General features: G+C 39.1%; 18 protein-coding genes. 7 read left to right on the plus strand and 11 right to left on the minus strand.

Annotated features, from left to right (window positions below):
• Positions 1-68 precede the first annotated feature (68 nt).
• Complete coding sequence (locus LC419_RS20660) at positions 69-1,676, minus strand: fumarate hydratase (protein WP_223609119.1); 1,608 nt, start codon at positions 1,674-1,676, stop codon at positions 69-71.
• Positions 1,677-1,812: 136 nt separating this feature from the next.
• On the opposite strand from LC419_RS20660, the gene fumC reads away from it, so the two are divergent.
• The 3 genes from fumC to LC419_RS20675 all read left to right on the plus strand — a co-directional run bounded on the left by fumC (position 1,813) and on the right by LC419_RS20675 (position 3,795).
• A complete protein-coding gene (gene fumC, locus LC419_RS20665) occupies positions 1,813-3,207 on the plus strand; it encodes a class II fumarate hydratase (protein WP_223609120.1) in 1,395 nt (464 codons plus the stop codon).
• A gap of 155 nt (positions 3,208-3,362) precedes the next feature.
• Positions 3,363-3,557 (plus strand): hypothetical protein, encoded by a 195-nt coding sequence (locus LC419_RS20670; RefSeq protein WP_223609121.1) that lies wholly within the window; start codon positions 3,363-3,365, stop codon positions 3,555-3,557.
• A 28-nt stretch (positions 3,558-3,585) separates the two neighbouring features.
• Entirely contained in the window at positions 3,586-3,795 is a 210-nt protein-coding gene (locus tag LC419_RS20675; protein WP_223609122.1) for a hypothetical protein, read from the plus strand.
• Positions 3,796-3,838: 43 nt separating this feature from the next.
• Here LC419_RS20675 and LC419_RS20680 read toward each other — a convergent pair whose 3' ends face one another.
• The 9 genes from LC419_RS20680 to LC419_RS20720 all read right to left on the minus strand — a co-directional run bounded on the left by LC419_RS20680 (position 3,839) and on the right by LC419_RS20720 (position 13,120).
• Positions 3,839-4,774 carry a Dyp-type peroxidase gene (locus tag LC419_RS20680; RefSeq protein ID WP_223609123.1) on the minus strand — a complete coding sequence of 312 codons (936 nt, stop codon included), beginning with the start codon at positions 4,772-4,774 and terminating at the stop codon, positions 3,839-3,841.
• Positions 4,775-4,787: 13 nt separating this feature from the next.
• Complete coding sequence (locus LC419_RS20685; RefSeq protein ID WP_223609124.1) at positions 4,788-5,507, minus strand: ABC transporter ATP-binding protein; 720 nt, start codon at positions 5,505-5,507, stop codon at positions 4,788-4,790.
• 3 nt (positions 5,508-5,510) lie between these two features.
• On the minus strand, positions 5,511-6,977 hold the full coding sequence (locus LC419_RS20690) for a DUF5687 family protein (RefSeq protein ID WP_223609125.1): 1,467 nt from the start codon (positions 6,975-6,977) through the stop codon (positions 5,511-5,513).
• Between the two features lie 54 nt (positions 6,978-7,031).
• A complete protein-coding gene (locus LC419_RS20695; RefSeq protein WP_223609126.1) occupies positions 7,032-8,681 on the minus strand; it encodes a DNA repair protein RecN in 1,650 nt (549 codons plus the stop codon).
• A 77-nt stretch (positions 8,682-8,758) separates the two neighbouring features.
• Positions 8,759-9,661: a DUF4835 family protein gene (locus tag LC419_RS20700; protein WP_223609127.1), complete on the minus strand. Its 903-nt coding sequence runs from the start codon at positions 9,659-9,661 to the stop codon at positions 8,759-8,761.
• 36 nt (positions 9,662-9,697) lie between these two features.
• Entirely contained in the window at positions 9,698-10,903 is a 1,206-nt protein-coding gene (gene coaBC, locus LC419_RS20705) for a bifunctional phosphopantothenoylcysteine decarboxylase/phosphopantothenate--cysteine ligase CoaBC (RefSeq protein WP_223609128.1), read from the minus strand.
• Between the two features lie 123 nt (positions 10,904-11,026).
• Positions 11,027-11,350: a DNA-directed RNA polymerase subunit omega gene (locus tag LC419_RS20710; protein WP_027372958.1), complete on the minus strand. Its 324-nt coding sequence runs from the start codon at positions 11,348-11,350 to the stop codon at positions 11,027-11,029.
• 41 nt (positions 11,351-11,391) lie between these two features.
• A complete protein-coding gene (locus LC419_RS20715; RefSeq protein WP_223609129.1) occupies positions 11,392-12,387 on the minus strand; it encodes an outer membrane protein assembly factor BamD in 996 nt (331 codons plus the stop codon).
• Between the two features lie 103 nt (positions 12,388-12,490).
• Entirely contained in the window at positions 12,491-13,120 is a 630-nt protein-coding gene (locus tag LC419_RS20720; protein ID WP_034726870.1) for a TetR/AcrR family transcriptional regulator, read from the minus strand.
• 98 nt (positions 13,121-13,218) lie between these two features.
• Here LC419_RS20720 and LC419_RS20725 point away from each other — a divergent pair, with 98 nt between their 5' ends.
• The 4 genes from LC419_RS20725 to LC419_RS20740 all read left to right on the plus strand — a co-directional run bounded on the left by LC419_RS20725 (position 13,219) and on the right by LC419_RS20740 (position 15,905).
• Entirely contained in the window at positions 13,219-13,845 is a 627-nt protein-coding gene (locus tag LC419_RS20725) for a TatD family hydrolase (protein ID WP_223609130.1), read from the plus strand.
• The gene (locus LC419_RS20730) at positions 13,838-14,563 is read left to right on the plus strand and encodes a ThiF family adenylyltransferase (protein ID WP_223609131.1); all 726 of its coding nucleotides are present in this window, start codon (positions 13,838-13,840) and stop codon (positions 14,561-14,563) included. Before LC419_RS20725 ends, LC419_RS20730 begins: the two co-directional genes overlap by 8 nt.
• Positions 14,563-14,934 carry a ribonuclease P protein component gene (rnpA, locus tag LC419_RS20735; RefSeq protein WP_047452777.1) on the plus strand — a complete coding sequence of 124 codons (372 nt, stop codon included), beginning with the start codon at positions 14,563-14,565 and terminating at the stop codon, positions 14,932-14,934. The genes LC419_RS20730 and rnpA overlap by 1 nt, the downstream gene beginning before the upstream one ends.
• Positions 14,935-15,296: 362 nt before the next feature.
• The gene (locus LC419_RS20740; protein ID WP_223609132.1) at positions 15,297-15,905 is read left to right on the plus strand and encodes a DUF4126 domain-containing protein; all 609 of its coding nucleotides are present in this window, start codon (positions 15,297-15,299) and stop codon (positions 15,903-15,905) included.
• A 59-nt stretch (positions 15,906-15,964) separates the two neighbouring features.
• Here the strand turns inward: LC419_RS20740 and LC419_RS20745 are convergent, their stop codons facing one another.
• Positions 15,965-18,040 carry a hypothetical protein gene (locus LC419_RS20745; RefSeq protein ID WP_223609133.1) on the minus strand — a complete coding sequence of 692 codons (2,076 nt, stop codon included), beginning with the start codon at positions 18,038-18,040 and terminating at the stop codon, positions 15,965-15,967.
• Position 18,041: the final 1 nt, after the last annotated feature.

The raw sequence follows: 18,041 nt of genomic DNA on the forward strand, positions 1-18,041 counted from the left end.
AGGACTTTTTTGCGTTGTACACAAAACATACAAGCCCTATTTTCTAATTTATTTTGATTTTAAACTAATTAGTGGGCAAGATCTGCGAAGAAGTCATTGCCTTTATCGTCCGTAATGATGAACGCCGGGAAGTCTTTTACTTCGATCTTTCTTACGGCTTCCATCCCCAATTCAGGGAAGTCTACGATATCTACAGATACGATATTGTCTTTGGCAAGAATCGCTGCCGGTCCACCGATAGACCCCAGATAAAAGCCTCCGTATTTACCGCAAGCTGTTGTCACATCTTTACTTCTGTTTCCTTTCGCCAGCATAATCATACTTCCTCCATGGCTCTGGAATTCGTCTACATAGACATCCATTCTTCCCGCCGTTGTAGGTCCGAAACTTCCTGAAGCCATTCCTTCCGGAGTTTTTGCAGGTCCTGCGTAATAAATCGGGTGGTTTTTGAAGTATTCAGGCATCGGTTGTCCGCTATCGATGATTTCTTTGATTTTTGCATGGGCAATATCTCTGGCAACGATCAGCGTTCCGTTTAGTTTTAATCTTGTTTTGATAGGATATTTGGACAGCTCAGCCAATATCTCAGGCATTGGCTTGTTTAGATTGATTTCAACGGCTTCCTCCAGGTGTGGCGGCGTATCCGGTAAGAATCTCTTCGGATTTTCTTCCAGCTGCTCAAGGAAAATACCATCTTTTGTGATTTTTCCTTTGATATTTCTGTCTGCAGAACATGAAACTCCCATTCCTACAGGACAAGAAGCAGCATGACGCGGAAGTCTGATCACTCTTACGTCGTGGGTAAGGTATTTCCCTCCAAACTGTGCTCCGATAGCACTTTCCTGACAGATTTTCTGAACTTTAGCTTCCCATTCAAGGTCTCTGAAAGCCTGTCCGCCTTCATTTCCTTCTGTCGGAAGGTTGTCATAATATTTTGCAGAGGCTTTTTTCACGGCAGCCAGATTCGCTTCAGCAGAAGTTCCTCCGATTACAAGAGCCAGGTGATAAGGCGGGCATGCAGCGGTTCCAAGGTCTGAGATTCTTTCTTTTACAAATGCTTCAAGAGACTTTTCATTCAATAATGATTTTGTCTTTTGGTATAAGAATGTTTTATTGGCAGATCCTCCTCCTTTCGTTAAAAACAAAAACTCATAGTAATCTCCTTTTTTGGCATAAATATCAATCTGTGCCGGAAGGTTGGAACCTGAATTTTTTTCTTCAAACATCGTCAAAGGCACTACCTGAGAATATCTTAGGTTTCTTTTCTGATAAGTATTGTAAATTCCTTTGCTCAGATATTCTCCGTCATCCACTCCGGTATACACACTTTCTCCTTTTTTACCCATGACAATGGCAGTTCCTGTATCCTGACATGAAGGAAGAGCTCCTTCCACCGCCACAGCAGCATTCTGCAAAAGATTGTAAGCAACGAATCTGTCATTATCTGTAGCTTCAGGATCATCGATGATTCTTCTTAGACTTTCAAGATGAGAAGAACGAAGCATGAAAGAAACATCAGCCATAGCTTCTTCAGCCAAAAGCTCCAGTCCTTTCGGATCAATGGTTAAGATTTCTCTTTCTCCTAATTTTTCAACCGTTACATAGTCTGATGTCAATTTTTTATACACCGTATCATCTTTCTGGATCGGATACGGATCCTGATATCTAAAATCCATTCAATTTTTGTTTGTGCAAAAATACGTCATCCTTAAAAAAACATGAGTAAAATCACTCATCCATATTGATATTTATAATGGTTATAAATTGCGGGATTCTGCGTTTATGATTAACTTTATAAAAATTTCAATCACAATGAATTACAGAATCGAAAAGGATACTATGGGAGAGGTCCAGGTGCCTGCTGACAAGTTTTGGGGAGCACAGACTGAGCGTTCAAGAAACAATTTTAAGATCGGACCTGAGGGTTCTATGCCTCACGAAATCATTGAAGCTTTTGCGTTTTTAAAGAAGGCTGCTGCTTATACCAATACGGATCTTGGTGTTCTTCCTGCCGAAAAAAGAGATATGATCGCTAAAGTATGTGACGAAATCCTGGAAGGAAAACTTAACGACCAGTTTCCTCTGGTGATCTGGCAAACGGGCTCAGGGACGCAATCCAATATGAACATCAATGAAGTGGTTTCCAACAGAGCTCACGTCAATAATGGCGGAACTTTAGGCGATCAATCTGAAATTCACCCGAATGATGACGTGAACAAATCCCAGTCTTCCAATGACACTTACCCAACGGCGATGCATATTGCTGCGTATAAAAAAGTGGTTGAAGTAACAATTCCCGCTGTCGAAAAACTAAAAAATACAATTGCTGCAAAGGCAGAAGCATTTAAAGATATTGTAAAAATCGGGAGAACTCACCTTATGGATGCCACTCCCCTTACGCTTGGACAGGAATTTTCAGGTTATAAAGCTCAGCTTGAATATGGACTGAAAGCGTTGAAAAACACCCTGCCACACCTTTCTGAACTTGCTTTGGGCGGAACTGCTGTAGGTACAGGACTAAACACACCCAATGGTTATGATGTAAAAGTAGCTGAATATATCGCAAAGTTTACGAACCATCCATTTGTTACGGCAGAGAATAAATTTGAAGCTCTGGCCGCTCACGATGCCATTGTGGAATCTCACGGTGCTTTAAAACAGCTGGCTGTTTCTTTATTTAAAATAGCTCAGGATATCAGATTGCTGGCTTCAGGGCCACGTTCGGGAATCGGGGAAATTCATATTCCTGAGAACGAACCGGGATCTTCTATTATGCCAGGGAAAGTAAATCCTACACAGAATGAAGCAATGACTATGGTTTGTGCTCAGGTTCTCGGTAATGATACGACGATCTCTTTTGCAGGAACTCAGGGGAATTACGAGCTTAATGTGTTCAAACCTGTTATGGCGTACAACTTCCTTCAGTCTGCTCAGTTAATTGCGGATGCATGTATTTCATTCAATGATCACTGTGCAGAAGGTATTGAACCGAATCATGAGAGAATTAAAGAATTGGTAGACAAATCATTGATGCTTGTTACCGCTTTAAACACCCACATCGGCTATGAAAATGCTGCAAAAATTGCAAAAACAGCCCACAAGAACGGTACGACTCTAAAAGAAGAAGCCGTGAATCTTGGCTTTTTAACGGCTGAGCAGTTTGACGAATGGGTGAAGCCGGAAGATATGGTGGGAAGCCTTAAATAGAATTTTAGCACCTATAGATTAAATGATAGAAACCTCAGAAATTCTGGGGTTTTTATCTTAAGTAAAACATTGTATTACAATTTTTTATCAAAATACATTTTGCAATTCTATTTTTTCATATATTAGTGATATAACTATCATTTTAAACTATCCTTATGAAGAATCTAAAAAAATTAAACCGAGACCATTTAAGAGAAGTAATGGGAGGACACACATGCCCGAATAATCTTGTTCATGTAGAATTCAACGGCTATCATGCGTGCTGCCTGAATATGCCTCCTGAAGGAAATCCGTGCAAAGGAAAGTTCTGCTTTATTCCCGAGGGAATGTGTTCCAGTGAACCCATGTAAGATGAAATACTAACTCAACTATTCTCCCATGAAAAATCTGAAAAAATTCAACAGAGCCAGCCTGAAAGAAGTATTTGGAGGAGCGGTTATTCCGCGATGTCCTGCCAACTGGTATTTAATTCAATATAACGGATATTATGCGTGCTGTCCTGTTCCCACAGACAATCCCTGCTCACAGTCAGGATGCATGATACATGTCGATATGTGTGCTACTCCGATCGAGGAAGATCCTATTTAAAATAATTGATGGAAAGGCCGGAAACAAGTTCCGGCCTTTTTATTTATCCTGAAAATTCATCCAACATATTTCGGGTAGGAACAAAGAAAAGTGTTCCCGTAACGGCTGTACTAAAATCTAAAATTCTATCATAATTGCCAGGCGGATCTCCAATGAACATATTCGTCAGCATTTTCTTCGTTGTACTGAATGTACTCGAATACGCAATAAAATAGGTGCCAAATTCATTGGAAGAAGGACTTCCGAAAGGCATATTATCTCGTACAATCTTAAGCTCTTCACCATTATCCCCTTCAATATTGGCCAAAGCGATATGGGAATTGGATGGTTTTACAGAATCCGACATTTCTATATCATTTTCCTTCGACCTTCCGATCACTTTTTCCTGTTCTTCTGTTGAAAGCCCTTTCCAGGCATCCAAATTGTGGAGGTATTTCTGAACGAATAAATAACTGCCGCCTTTATACTGAAGATCTTCATCACCGATTTTTGCAAAATAATCCCGGTCTTCTCCATGCGGATTTTCAGTCCCGTCTACAAAACCCAGGATGGAACGGGCATCCCAATATTTGAATCCGTGGATTTCGAGAATACTTTCGGCAACGGAGCTCAAAAGTTTTGAGATCTCAATTGCCATATCGAAAATAAGGCTTTTATTATCTGCTCTCAGGTGAAAATGAAGGTCTCCCGGTGTGGAAACCGCTGTATGTTTTATTCCTTTAATTTCTTCAAAATCGGTCAGCTCTTTTGGTAATGGCGTCGGTAGCTCTAATTTTTTCCAGCCTTCAGCACCGATTCCCATGACACAGCTTGCCCGGCTGTCCGGAAATCTGTCGAAAACCGAATTGTTAAGATTGAGAACCAAAGCGCAAAGCTGCCGGAAAACGTCTTTCAGCTGTGGGCTGTCATTCAGTTTCCATACCATGAAAATAGTGTTGCTGTTGGGATAGTCTGTGACGTTTTGTGATTCTGTGCTCATATTTTTATATCAATTAAACTTCTGCCGGCGCAGAAACCTGATCTGCAAAATATTGTTCCAGATCTTTCAATGTTTCAGGATTGGTCTTGATGTCTTTCACAAGTTGTCCCTTGTTTACGACAACAATTCTATTGCAGACTTCTGTTGTATGGGAAAGGTCATGGCTTGAGATCAGAAAAGTCACACCGTCCTGTTTTGAAAGTTCTTTAATTAAGTTTTTAAGTTTAATCTGGGTAGAAGGATCCAGATTCGCGAAAGGTTCATCCAGAATAATGATTTCGGGATTTCCAATCACTGCACCTACAATTCCGACCTTCTTCTGGTTCCCTTTTGACAGATCACGGACGTATTTTCCTGAATTAAGGATCTCACCGTTGAAAAAATCATGGAAGGGTTTTAGAAACTCATAGATGGAAGCTTTGTTCTGCCCTCTCAGTTCTCCGATGAAATAGAAATACTCCTCGGGGGTCAGATAACCGATCAGGAAGGTATCATCCACAAAAGCAGACACTTTGTTTTTCCAGGCTTCAGATTCATTGACTTTAATATCCTCAATGCTTACAAACCCCGTCGTAGGCTGGATCAGATCAAGCATAAGACTAAAAAGCGTGGTTTTTCCGGCTCCATTATTTCCTACCAGCCCAAAAGTTTCACCGTTAGGAATTTCAAGATGCTCAATATTAAGAACTGTAGCAGTTCCGTAGGTCTTGGATAAGTTATTGATAGTAATCATAATTTAGTCTTTGTTTTTAAATGCATCCAGCGTACTGTATTTTTCGCGTTTGTATTGTTTGACGATGATATCGAATATTTTTTCTCTGAGTAAAAATCCTACAAGTCCCAAAATAGCAATACTTACTACACCTGCCGTGATTCCAAAGAAATATTTTGACAGGGCAAAAACACCCATCGGAAGTAACATTTTAGGGATCAGAAGGAGCATGGATTTGAGATTAAAGCTGTTTTTCTGGCCTATTCTTTTCTCTTTTGAATTAAGATCGATCTGGGTTTTATTGAATGCCCCGGACCAAAGTGTAAGCTGGGAATTCACCCCGATATTATAAATTCCTGCCGCAAAAAATGTGATATAGAGCTCCCACCCGAAATAGGCATAAAATAACGCAATGATAATTGAAGCTGCTGTCATGATGTTGATCAGCCACCATTTTGCTTTGAGATATTCTTTGTACGGAACATTCAGGGTCATCATTAACGGATAATAAGAACTGTCGAAAGAAGGAACCCTCTGCCCGAAAAGAAACTGAAAACCTCCGGTTACAAACAGTCCCATAAACATCATCATGGCCGGGGTTTTGTAAATCGCAGAAGAGAACATCAGCAATCCGTAGAAAAGGAAGAAAAAACTTCCGATCAGAATTCCTTTGGTGACTTTATTCCGTCTCAGCATTTTAATATCGTTGTTGATAAATGTTCCGATGACACCGTATTTATTTAAGAAGGCAATATTCTCGGTTTTTCCAAACTGTTTCTTAGCTTCCAGTCCCTGATCCAGATAGAATTCTTTACGAACATAGCTGAAACAGATTCGCCATAAGCCAAAGAACAAAACAATCGGGATTATAATCCAGTAAGGGGTCTGATAAAAATTATAAATAAAGTTCTCCGAATAAGAAAGCACCGGTACAATATTGTAATAGCCAAGCGCGCCCACTCCGGCAAATAGACAGCCTATGATAATGGCAATCGTTTCTTTATCATTGAACAGGATATTGATAAAATTATTCAGATAAAATAAGAAAGAAATCCCGATGAACCAGGTTAAAATACCCACAATACTGTATCCATTGAACATCGCAATGATTGAGAATGTGATGAAGAACAGGGAATTCAGCCAGCTCAATGCGGAAAGAAAAGTTTTCACGAGCATATAATTGACCAAAGTATTCTTAGGAATATTCTGAGTCAGGAACGGCTTGATATTCTGGGTTGACATTTCCTGCCAGATATACTTGAAAATCAAGTCTGCAGCCCATGCTATCACTAAAAATTTTGAAACCACTTTTAAAGGATCCTGATGCATCTCGTCCCTTACGTAGAAGAACACAGCAAAAGCACCTCCTGCCAGACAAGCCATAAAATAAAGGATTCCTATAAAACGGAGGATTTTCATGGCCAGATTCACGCCTACAGAGGTACCACGGAAAAAGCTCTTGATTTCCAGTCTGAGGAACTTTAGAAACATATTTTTAGTTTTTTTTATATTAGTAAATATAAAGTAAAATATGTTACAGTTTTTTTAGCCAATTAATTCTTTTGCCTGTGCCAGAGCAGCCTCAGTAATTTTGCTTCCGGAAAGAAGCTGGGCAATTTCGTTCAGTTTTTCTTCGTCGTTCAGAGGAATGATGGTAGATTGGGTTTTCCCGGAAATATCTCGCTTTACGACTTTGTAATTATTGTTTCCTTTGGCCGCAACCTGTGCAAGGTGGGAAATAACGATGAGCTGCATATCCGCAGACATTTCTCTCATCAGGTTTCCGATTTCCTCGGCAACTTTTCCTGAAACTCCGGTATCAATTTCATCCAGAATCAAGGTTGGAAGTTCATCACTTTCAGCAATGATCTTTTTCACGGCAAGCATTACTCTGGATCTTTCACCCCCGGAAATAGCAGTCTGAATAGGCTTTAAAGGAAAACCTGAGTTGGCCTGGAAGAGCATCTGTATATTTTCTTTTCCGAAAGCGTTAAACTCTGTGGTATCATGAAGTTCAATATCCACCTTGGCTTTTTCAAGACCTAATTTTTTCAGAAGTCCTTCTGCTTTTTTGATAAAGACAGGAACAGATTTTTTTCTGTTTTTTGAGAGTTTTTCAGCAAGAGTCTGAAGTGTTTTCTCTTTTTTAGAAATATTTTCTTCGATCTCTGCAATATGATCTTCAAGTTCTGAAGCGCCTTTCTGCTCACCTGCCAATTGATCTCTGAGTGCTTTCAATTCGTCCAGATCTGAAACACTATGCTTGAGAAACAAGGCATTGATCTTATTATTAAGCTCAACAAGAACCGCCAGGCTAGCCGGATTGATTTCTATTCTTTCCGATTCGTTTTCAAGTTCGGAAATGATATCTTTCAGTTCTACAAAAGAGGTTTCCAGCCTTTCATCAAGTTCTGAAAAACCGTTGGATACTTCTGCAATTCTGGAAAGTTTATGTTTGGCTTCGTTAAAAAAAGACAGGATTCCCACTTCTTCCTGATGAAATCTTGACAGGATCTGTACCAGATTTTCAGAGATCATCTCTGCATTTTCCTGAATAGACAACTGATTCTGAAGGTCTTCATAATCCACATCATCCAGCTTCAGTTCTTCCAGTTCGTTCAGAAGAAAATCTTTGTAATCGCTTTCTTTTCTGTTCTCTGAAAGCTGGGTCTGAATTTTTTTAAGCTGAATTTTTAAACTCTGATAATCTGAAAATTCATTCTGGTAGTCTTCAATGCCCTTCTTGTTTTCAGAAAGTCCGTCGATAATTTTAAACTGATATTCTGACGTAAAAAGATTGGAAGTTTCAAACTGGGAATGAATATCGATCAGTTTTGAAGAAAGTTCTTTAAGCACATCCAGGGTCACCGGCACATCATTGATGAATGCTCTGGATTTTCCCGAAGGAAGAATTTCCCTTCTGATGATGGTATGATGCTCGTAATCCAAATCGTTTTCGATAAAGAATTTTTTGAACTGGTTATTGAGATCAAATTCGGTTTCTACAATGCTTTTCTCTTCCGATTTGGAAATGGATTTTACTTCTGCCCTTTCGCCAAGGATCAGTCTTAAAGCCCCTAAGATAATAGATTTACCAGCTCCGGTCTCCCCGGTAATTACCTGCAGACCGTTATTCAGTGATACTTCAAGGGTATCAATCAGGGCAAAATTTTTAATGTAAATTCTCGAAAGCATGGATAATAGCTGATTACTTTAAGTAATGCAAATATAGAATTTAGTATTCGGTATTCAATGGCTAAAGCCAGCGGATTTTATTTCCACTTGCTCCATTTATTCTCTGAATATTTCGGAGTAAAGATCATCATCAGCTGTTTAAGGTCATTCATCACAAGCCCGCCATTGTTTCCGGAATTGAAAACATTGAAAATTTCGTCACTTTTATTATCTAGGAATAAATTGAAGTAATAGGACTGCTGAAATGAATTTTCATACATTTTCAGCTGCATAATCGCATCAAAGATTACTTTTTTGGCGGCAGTCTGGTCCTGATTGAACAGATTATCCAAACCGGCTCTGTGATATGTATACATTGTAGATCTCAATTGGCTCCAGTTCGGATTGATAATCTCATTGATGAGTATGGTACGGCTTCTGGGCTCATTGATGACATTCCATCCTTCATAGTTCCTGTTCTGCGAATTTTGGGCGATCTGCTGCGCTTTTGAGAACCATTGCGTTCCTCCCATAGACTGAAAACTGTCTGCATCATAGCCTAAGATCACATAAACATAAAAACTGATCACATCGATCAGGTTTTTCCCGGAAAACTGTCTTTCATTAAACACAAGGTTTTCATTTTCCACATATTCAAATGCAAATCTCTGGTCCTGAAGATTGACTAGGGGAGATTCATAACTCGTATTGTACACCGGACGTACAGCCTGGATCACAATACTCCCTTTGAATCGGTTTCCGTCTCTTTCTGCAATTACAACGGCAAAATTACATTTTATCTTTTCGAAATTCTGTAGTTTTTTTCCGGTCCAGCTGGTATTGTTGATAAAGTCTCTAAGACTTTTCTCCAGCGCTTTATAGGCCTGCTGATTACTTCCTCCAAGCTGTTGGGAGTTGATCTGTACTGTTGCAAGCAGTTCCTGGGAAAAACTCAGATTATATATAAAAAGCAGCAAGAATAGGCTTATGATTTTTTTCATTATCTATTAAAAATTGAGAACGGAAATTTATTAAAATTATTTTAAAATCTGAGACTCAACAAAATCCAGAATATCTTTAGCTACTTCATCTTTGGATTTCAGGTCAAATTCCTTTTTTCCTGTCTTGGTAAATATCTTGATTTTATTGGTATCGTTTTTAAATCCGGCTCCTTCGTCACGAAGCGAGTTCAAGACGATCATATCCAGATTTTTCTTTTCAAGTTTTCCTTTGGCATTTTCTTCTTCATTCTGAGTTTCCAGGGCAAAACCTACCAGAAACTGATGGGTTTTCTTTTCACCCATGGTTTTAAGAATGTCCGGATTTTTCACCAGTTCAATGGTTAAACTATCATCATTTTTTTTAATTTTCTCTTTCGCAACCTCTTTTGGAGCGTAATCTGCCACTGCAGCGCTGGCAATACCAATATCCACGCGGTCATAAAATTCAAAAACTTTATTCAGCATTTCTTTGGCGGAGGTTACTTTATGAAGTTCAATATTCTTATCGTCAGTAGCCTGAGAACTTGGTCCGGAAATCAGAATCACTTTAGCCCCTCTCTTTGAAGCTTCTTCAGCAAGTGAAAAGCCCATTTTCCCGGAGGAATGATTCCCGATAAACCTTACAGGATCAATGGCTTCATAGGTAGGTCCGGCTGTGATCAGTACTGTTTTTCCTTCAAGACTTTTGCTATGGTTTCCGGAAGTAAAGAATTTTTCAACGGTTTTAAAAATCGTCTCCGGTTCAGCCATTCTTCCCTGCCCGATCAGTCCGCTGGCTAGCTCACCACTTTCTGCCGGAATGATAAAATGTCCGTAATCTTCTGCCATTTCAAGATTCTGTTTGGTAGAAGGATGTGCGTACATATCAAGATCCATCGCAGGAGCGATAAATACAGGGCATTTCGCAGACATATAGGTGGCAATAACCAGGTTATCACACATTCCGTGAATCATCTTGGCTAATGTATTGGCCGTGCAAGGAGCAACGATGATGACATCTGCCCAAAGGCCCATTTCCACATGACTGTTCCAGGTACCGTTATCACTGTAAAAATCTGAATATACAGGTTTTTTTGAAAGCGTTGAAAGACTTAATTTCGTTACAAATTGTTCTGCATCGGGCGTCATAATCACCTGAACTTCGGCTCCTTTTTTCACAAAATCCCGGATCAGGAAATGAATTTTATAGGCCGCAATTCCTCCAGAAACAGCGATAAGTATCTTTTTACCGGAAACACTCATTTAGTTTTAATTTTTGAAATACTAAATTACTTATTTTTTCGCACAAAGACGGGTACAAACAGACAAAGGTCATAAAAGAATTGAATTCCTTTATGACCTTCATATGATTAAAAACAAAAATAATTATTTTCTGTCTTCTGTCTTTCTGAAATAGATATCTTCATTCAGCCATTCTTCGATAGCAATAGAAGTAGGCTTAGGAAGTTTTTCGTAATGTTTAGAGATTTCAATCTGTTCTCTGTTTTCGAAAACTTCTTCCAATGTAGAATTGTGCACAGCAAATTCGTCTAACTTATTGTGAAGCTCCGTACGGATCTCCGCGTTGATCTGCTCTGCTCTCTTTCCCATGATAACAATAGCTTCATAGATTGAACCTACTTTATCTTCAATCTTGTCTTTATCGTAAGTAATAGTATTTACTTCTGCTTTTGTATCTTTTACACTCATTTTGAGAAAATTATTTTATTTTAAGATGGCAAATTTACGAATTATCTTTGGATTTTGAAAGTGGCTGCCGGAGGAGGGGTACTAAGTGCCGCACTATCCCTCTGGATCTGCATTGCCTTCTTTTCATTGCTGATCTGATCTTTGATCTGCTGCTCCGTTTTATTTTTTTCTGCCATCTTTTCAGCCTCCTTTTTCTGTTTTGCCGTTAATGTTGCAATTCTTGCTTCGGTCTGTTTTTTTACAACCGCAAAGGTCTCCTTTTCTTTTTCCAGTTTTCCTCTCAGATCTGCTGCTGTTTTGGAGTATTCTGTATTCGGAAGTTCTTTTTCTACCAGTCTGGTATAAGCCAGAGCACTTTCTATACGTTCTCCTTTAAGTTCATATACTGATTTTGAAGCCAGTTCATAACGCGATTTCATGATGAAATCATAGATTTTCGGACGAAGTTTTGTACTTGGAAAATCTTCCAATACATTTTCTAAAGCCACGTTAGCTGCTTTATACTCACCCATTTTGAAATACTGTCTTGCATTTTCGTATGCTTTGAACTCTAATTTATAAGACAGTTCATCAATTAACTGGCTGATATTTTTAGATCGCTCAGAATTAGGATAATTCGTCAGGAAGTCCTGAAGCTCATTGATCGCTGTTTCTGTCGTAGACTGGTCTAAATTGTAGTCCATAGAACCTTCATAGTAGCATAATGCAGACATGTATGCAGCTTCTTCGGCTCTGGGGTCTTTAGGGAAGTTTACAGCAAAGTTTTTAAACTGGTGTCCTGCCAGTTTATAGCTTTTATCATAGTAATTGGCATAAGCAGTATTAAAACCTACGTTAGGAAAATCATCCGTTCCAGCTACCAGGTTAGTCAGCCTGTCATATAGAGCCAATGCATTTTTCCACTTCTTTTTGGCGAAATTTTCATTCGCTGCTTTTAAGATTACGTTCTTGTCAGCACTCTTCATTGCCCTTTCCTGCTGGCTTACGCATGAAGAAACAACTGCTACAGCAAAAAGACCTAAAATATATTTTTTCATATAAAAAATTCAACAGTTTTCGGATTCTACAGCCGATTTACTAATTTGCAAAAATATAACTTTTTTGTCAATAGATTTTTTTTTATGAATATTTAACGTAAATTTAGTCTGCAGCGTATCCCAAAATGGCAAAAACACTGAGTAAAAGATTCATTCTTACTTTTTTCTCTGCTTCTTTCGTATAAGCTTCCTCATTTTTACTTGGAACATACAGCTCATAGAAATTTTTATTCCGGATGACAAACAAAGTAGAACCTATGATCATCGTTAGGATGTCTTCAGGTTTGGGAGTGAAAGTAAATACGCCTGAAGCTACACCCTTTTTAATCACATCATCCAGTTTCTTTACAAACAGCTGATAGAAGTCCAGCAGCTCGTCTTTTAAATTTTCGGTATGTCTGAGTTCCTGAGTGACAAATCCGTGGAAATAATTGTATTTGAATAATTGGGAGACAATATACTTGATGATCTCTCTCAGCTGCATTTCCGGTTTGCCGTCCTTGATGGTATCTGCAAATTCTGAAAAATTCTCTCTGGTCTTCAGTACCCGGTACTGATAGAGGTAAGACATCATCTTTTCTTTGGAACCAAAGTAATAGGAAATCATGGCCACATTGATATTGGCCTTGGAACAGATATCTCTTACAGAAGTCCCCTCATACCCTTTCTTGGCAATAAGTTCCTCTGCAATATCCAGAATATGGATCTGTTTTTCCGTAAATTTTTTTCTCATGAAGTGCACTTTGAGTAAAGTTAAGAAATTTTTAACACATTTATAAACGTTCGTTTAATAATTTTAAATTAATTTTCTGAATAATCGTACTTTTGTTAATGGATTTTTTTGATTTTCATCATCATAAGAAAAACACCCTCTATGGGATCTACAACATAGACCTCGGAACGGTTCCCCCGGAATCCCCCTACTCTATAGGTATACATCCCAAAGATATTGCCGTGGATTCAATAGAGGAACAGTTCAGCTGGCTGGAATCCAATATTTCTGAAAACTGTCTGGCCATCGGAGAATGCGGGCTCGACTCTATAGTTCAGATCCCTCAAAAGATCCAGGAACAGATTTTTTTGAGACAGATTCTTATTTCCAATGAGATCAAAAAACCCCTGATCATTCACTGTGTAAGAAAGTTTTATGAGGTAATTTCTTTTAAAAAGAAAGCCACACAAGCCGTTATTATTCATGGTTTCAACAAAAAGGAACGCATTGCTGAAGACCTGCTGAAAAATAATTTTTATTTGAGTTTTGGAAAAGCTGTTTTGTATCATTTATCTTTGCAGGAAATTGTAAAGATAACACCCTTACATAAAATCTTTTTAGAAACTGATAATGAATGCTTTAATATTGAAGAATTGTATTCAAAAGTTTCGGAATTAAAGGGGATTTCGTTGGAAAAACTGAACGAACAGATATTAGAAAATTTAGACACGATAAAGAATGGATAAGTACTGGCTGGAGAGAACAGAGCTCCTGATGAAAGAAGAAGGACTGGAAAAGCTTAATAGAGCTAATGTCCTGGTTATAGGTTTAGGAGGTGTAGGTTCTTTCGCTGCGGAATTTTTGGCCAGAGCCGGTGTAGGACATATGACGATTGTAGACGGTGATACGGTAGACATTACAAATATCAACAGACAGCTTCCGGCATTACGTTCGACAGTCGGAAAACATAAGGTGGAAGTGGTGGCAGAAAGACTGCTGGACATCAATCCGGATCTTAAATTAATCAAAATCAATGAATTCCTGAATCCGGAAAGAATGGATGAAGTCCTTGATTCTGACAAGTTCAATTATATTTTAGACTGTATCGACAGTGTGACCCCAAAACTGTTTTTAATTAAAGCCGCCAAAAGAAGAAAAATAAAACTGGTAAGCTCCATGGGAGCCGGCGGAAAAACAGATCCAAGTAAGGTGATGGTAAGAGACATCAGCAAAACGCAAAACTGTTTCCTTGCCAGACAAATCAGAAAAAGACTTAAAAAGGAAAATATCAATAAAGGCTTCAGATGTGTTTTCTCCAATGAACTTCAACAGGAGGAAAGCCTGAAACTGACGGACGGAGCCAACTATAAAAGGTCTTTCTACGGCACTATCAGCTATATTCCTGCGATCTTCGGATTGTATGCGGCAGCTGAAGTGATTAATTATTTAGTGAAACAAGATTAATGAACTATACGTACTCCAGAGAAGAAAAACTCAAGAAAAACACTGAGATTGCTTTACTTTTTGACAAAGGTAAATGGAGGACCTGTGGAAATCTAAGGATCATCATTCTGAAAGATAAACCTAACCTGCAGGTAGACAGCCATAAATTTGGAGTTTCTGTTTCTAAACGATATTTTAAGAAAGCGGTGCACAGAAACCGCGTAAAAAGGCTTTTAAGGGAATGCTATCGCCTGAATAAGGATTTATTTAAAGAAGCTTTCGGAGAAAAAACGCTGGCGATGATGTTTTGGGTTTCACCTGAAATGCCTGCTAAGTTTCAGGATGTGGAGGAGCAGTTTATTAAACTATGCCAGATGCAGAAGAGGTCTTGAAAATGTAACAATGGAGCAGTGTAACAGTTTACCAATGAAATAATGCGTAAAATGTGAGGCTCTTTACTTAATTGCTTTTTATTTTTCCACTGATTACACAGAATACAAAGGTGAGAGCGGAAAAAATGAGGGTGGTCTTTTACTCAATGCTTTTTTATTTTTTTCCACGGATTCACAGATTTTCACAGATAAGGAGTGGCGAAAAGTGTCTGTGAGGAAATGTTTATTGTCATAGAAGCACAAAATTTCATCCATGAATTTTGGGATTCTTGCATTAAAAAAGAATGAGCCAGGCTTAAATTTTTATAAAAGCTTGCATAGTTTTTGTAATTTTAGGGAAAACAATAAATCTGAAAATTAAAATGTTAGATCATATTCCCTATCTCTCTTATGTGCTCAGTGCCTTTATCGGTATCGGGCTGGCGGCGGCAACCGGCTTCAGAGTTTTTCTGCCGATGTTTGCAGTAAGCCTTGCCTCTTATTTTCACTGGATCCCGATGAATGAGCATTTTGAATGGCTTTCGGGACTTCCTGCACTTATTACAACCGGTATTGCCACTGTTGCTGAAATTTTAACGTATTACATTCCTTTTGTAGATCATTTGCTGGATACCATTTCGGTCCCTCTGGCTACTGTAGCGGGTTCTGTTTTATTTGCCAGTCAGTTTGCGGATCTGGGAACTTTTCCACAGTGGGGCCTTGCCCTGATTGCCGGGGGAGGAACTGCAGCCACAATAAGTTCGGGGTTTGCAGGGATACGGGCGGCTTCTACCGCCACAACGGGTGGTTTGGGGAATTCGGTGGTAGGAACTACTGAAACGGCCGGAGCGGGTATTATGTCTGTACTGGCGATGGCTGCACCGGTAATTGCGGCAATATTTGCAGTTATTTTGATTATTCTTGTGGTTATTTTCGGCCGGAAAGCGTGGCGTAAGTTGCGTGGCATCAAAAAAAAACCTGATCATATATAAAAAAAATTAAAGGCTGAACACCTCTTTGATCAGCCTTTTTTATATCTTTTGCAGCAGGGCTAGCCTTTGCTTCTGAAATCTTTTATCTCCTTTATTTTGGATTGGAAATGTTCTTTTTTCTCAGGATTTTTCTTGATCAGAATTTCAAATGCCTTGATGGCTTTGGTATAAAGCTTCTGCTCAAAATACAGATTAGCCAACGTTTCCGTCATCAGGTGAGAAATATCGTCGTTCTTTTCTCTGACAACATAGGTGCTTTCGTCTCTTAACTGACTGATTTTAGGATTGTTTTCAATAAAGGCTTCAATAACCTTTTCCTGGATAGGAATTACTTCTTCTTCTACCTCTTCTTTCTGTACAACAATCTCTTCTTCTGCCGGTCTGTCTATTTTAAGCCAGCTCTGCCATGTATTGATAAAACCGGGAACATTGCTGTCAGAAGGTGTCTGTGCAATATTTTGGGCTTTAATTTTCTGAACAGGTTCTGCTTGTATGTTTTCTTTTTCTCTTTTTTCTACGGATAAACTTGAAATATCTGAACCGAAGAAAGAAACATTCATCACTGGAGCTTCTTCTCCTTTAGATGTTTTTACTTCAGTTACTTCTTCAGAGACTTTACCATCTGTATGCTGTTCTTCTGCCGTTTCAGGTGTTTCTTCTGCAATAGGTGCAAGATTCTCCTCCGAAATGGTTTCAGCTTCTTTTTGATGCTCTTCGTTCGTTTCTGCAGGAACTTCTTCCGGCTTCTCTTCTAAAGCAGGGATTTCTTCCTGTTTTTGAGCTTCAGTTTTATAAGCAGGAACTGTTTGTTCTTTGGAAATCATAGAATCCGGTACATTAGATTCCAGGCTCATCGGTTTCCATGTGGAGACTTCCTGAGCTACGATCTTCTGTCCTTCCGGTTTTTCTTCTTCTACTACTGTCGGCTCTTCGTTTTGTATTGGTTGCTCTGTTATCTCTTCCTCTTTTTCAAGACTAGATTCTTCAGCGGTTTTTGGTTCTTCTTTTTCAGTAGACCAGAAGTGGAAATTCTGGGTCTCTGCAAAACTGATCTCGTGGTCGGCCGTTTCAGGTTCCTCATGGTCAACTTTTGGAGCTGGCTGCGCCTCTTTCATTTTCTTTTCCACCTCTTCGATCAGGCGTCTCATTTCCTCCTCATGCTTATTGACATTCGGTTTAGAGACTTCCGGAGCTACGGCTTCATCATCGCTGTTTGCCTGAATTTTAACCTCCGGCAGGAATTCATCCATCCCATGGAAACTGATTTCCGCATGGGGTTCATCAGTATTTTCAGCTTCAGCAATGACTTCAGAACCCTGTTCTTTTTCAATCGCTACCAGCTCTTCAACAGTTTCTTTCTGCTCTTCTTCATTTGCAACTTCAGTTTCCGGTACTATTGCTTCTACTTCATGGAAACTTACATCTTCTTCTTTATCGATTTCCTGCTCTTCAGTCGGTTCATCAATCTGCTCTTCATCAATAATCAATTCAGGCATGAATTCTAGTCCGGCTTCTGAATCTTCTGACTGCTCATCCTTTTTTGCTTCCGGCTGCTGTACAGCCTCTTCTTTAAGATCTTCTGTAACAGCTTCCGTCTTTTGGGTTACAATTACGCCTGATTCCATGGTGGATTCAAGGTCTATGATTTCGGAATGGGTTTCATCAAGGAAGTTTTCTTCTCCTTCAAAAAGAATCCTATTTCTCTCGCCATTCACATGGATATGTTTGATCTCCTGAACAGGCGGTATCATAGATGCCGCTGCCTCGTACTGATCCTGTTTTTTATCGGAAGACTCTTCTCTTTTTATAGGGAAGGCCTTGTCTTTATAGGAATATTTAACCGCTTTTTCAGGGGTTTTGGAAGGCTGTTTTTCTTCTGCCGCTTCAGGCTTCGGTTCGCGCTGAATCTTCCCGTTGATCAGCTGATAAAGAAGTTTTTTATCGGTGGTATAGGCCGCCGTTGTAGAAAGTTCTTTCTGATAGTTTTCTTTATCATAAAGGTGTACCCCAAACAAATGAAGTGCCCTGATGTTTTGAACATAAGGAAAAGCATGGATTTCTTCTTTCAAAAGACCGAGATCTTCTGACTGAATGTTTTTGGGGTTCTTTAATAATTCTAAAACTCTGGGATTCATC

It is taken from the genome of Chryseobacterium sp. OSA05B, from assembly GCF_019970065.1.
GTDB lineage: Bacteria > Bacteroidota > Bacteroidia > Flavobacteriales > Weeksellaceae > Chryseobacterium.

Coding starts and splice junctions, on each gene's coding strand:
- LC419_RS20660 (WP_223609119.1), bottom strand. CDS start 1,676: ATGGATTTTAGATATCAGGATCCGTATCCGATCCAGAAAGATGATACG.
- fumC (WP_223609120.1), top strand. CDS start 1,813: ATGAATTACAGAATCGAAAAGGATACTATGGGAGAGGTCCAGGTGCCT.
- LC419_RS20670 (WP_223609121.1), top strand. CDS start 3,363: ATGAAGAATCTAAAAAAATTAAACCGAGACCATTTAAGAGAAGTAATG.
- LC419_RS20675 (WP_223609122.1), top strand. CDS start 3,586: ATGAAAAATCTGAAAAAATTCAACAGAGCCAGCCTGAAAGAAGTATTT.
- LC419_RS20680 (WP_223609123.1), bottom strand. CDS start 4,774: ATGAGCACAGAATCACAAAACGTCACAGACTATCCCAACAGCAACACT.
- LC419_RS20685 (WP_223609124.1), bottom strand. CDS start 5,507: ATGATTACTATCAATAACTTATCCAAGACCTACGGAACTGCTACAGTT.
- LC419_RS20690 (WP_223609125.1), bottom strand. CDS start 6,977: ATGTTTCTAAAGTTCCTCAGACTGGAAATCAAGAGCTTTTTCCGTGGT.
- LC419_RS20695 (WP_223609126.1), bottom strand. CDS start 8,681: ATGCTTTCGAGAATTTACATTAAAAATTTTGCCCTGATTGATACCCTT.
- LC419_RS20700 (WP_223609127.1), bottom strand. CDS start 9,661: ATGAAAAAAATCATAAGCCTATTCTTGCTGCTTTTTATATATAATCTG.
- coaBC (WP_223609128.1), bottom strand. CDS start 10,903: ATGAGTGTTTCCGGTAAAAAGATACTTATCGCTGTTTCTGGAGGAATT.
- LC419_RS20710 (WP_027372958.1), bottom strand. CDS start 11,350: ATGAGTGTAAAAGATACAAAAGCAGAAGTAAATACTATTACTTACGAT.
- LC419_RS20715 (WP_223609129.1), bottom strand. CDS start 12,387: ATGAAAAAATATATTTTAGGTCTTTTTGCTGTAGCAGTTGTTTCTTCA.
- LC419_RS20720 (WP_034726870.1), bottom strand. CDS start 13,120: ATGAGAAAAAAATTTACGGAAAAACAGATCCATATTCTGGATATTGCA.
- LC419_RS20725 (WP_223609130.1), top strand. CDS start 13,219: ATGGATTTTTTTGATTTTCATCATCATAAGAAAAACACCCTCTATGGG.
- LC419_RS20730 (WP_223609131.1), top strand. CDS start 13,838: ATGGATAAGTACTGGCTGGAGAGAACAGAGCTCCTGATGAAAGAAGAA.
- rnpA (WP_047452777.1), top strand. CDS start 14,563: ATGAACTATACGTACTCCAGAGAAGAAAAACTCAAGAAAAACACTGAG.
- LC419_RS20740 (WP_223609132.1), top strand. CDS start 15,297: ATGTTAGATCATATTCCCTATCTCTCTTATGTGCTCAGTGCCTTTATC.
- LC419_RS20745 (WP_223609133.1), bottom strand. CDS start 18,040: ATGAATCCCAGAGTTTTAGAATTATTAAAGAACCCCAAAAACATTCAG.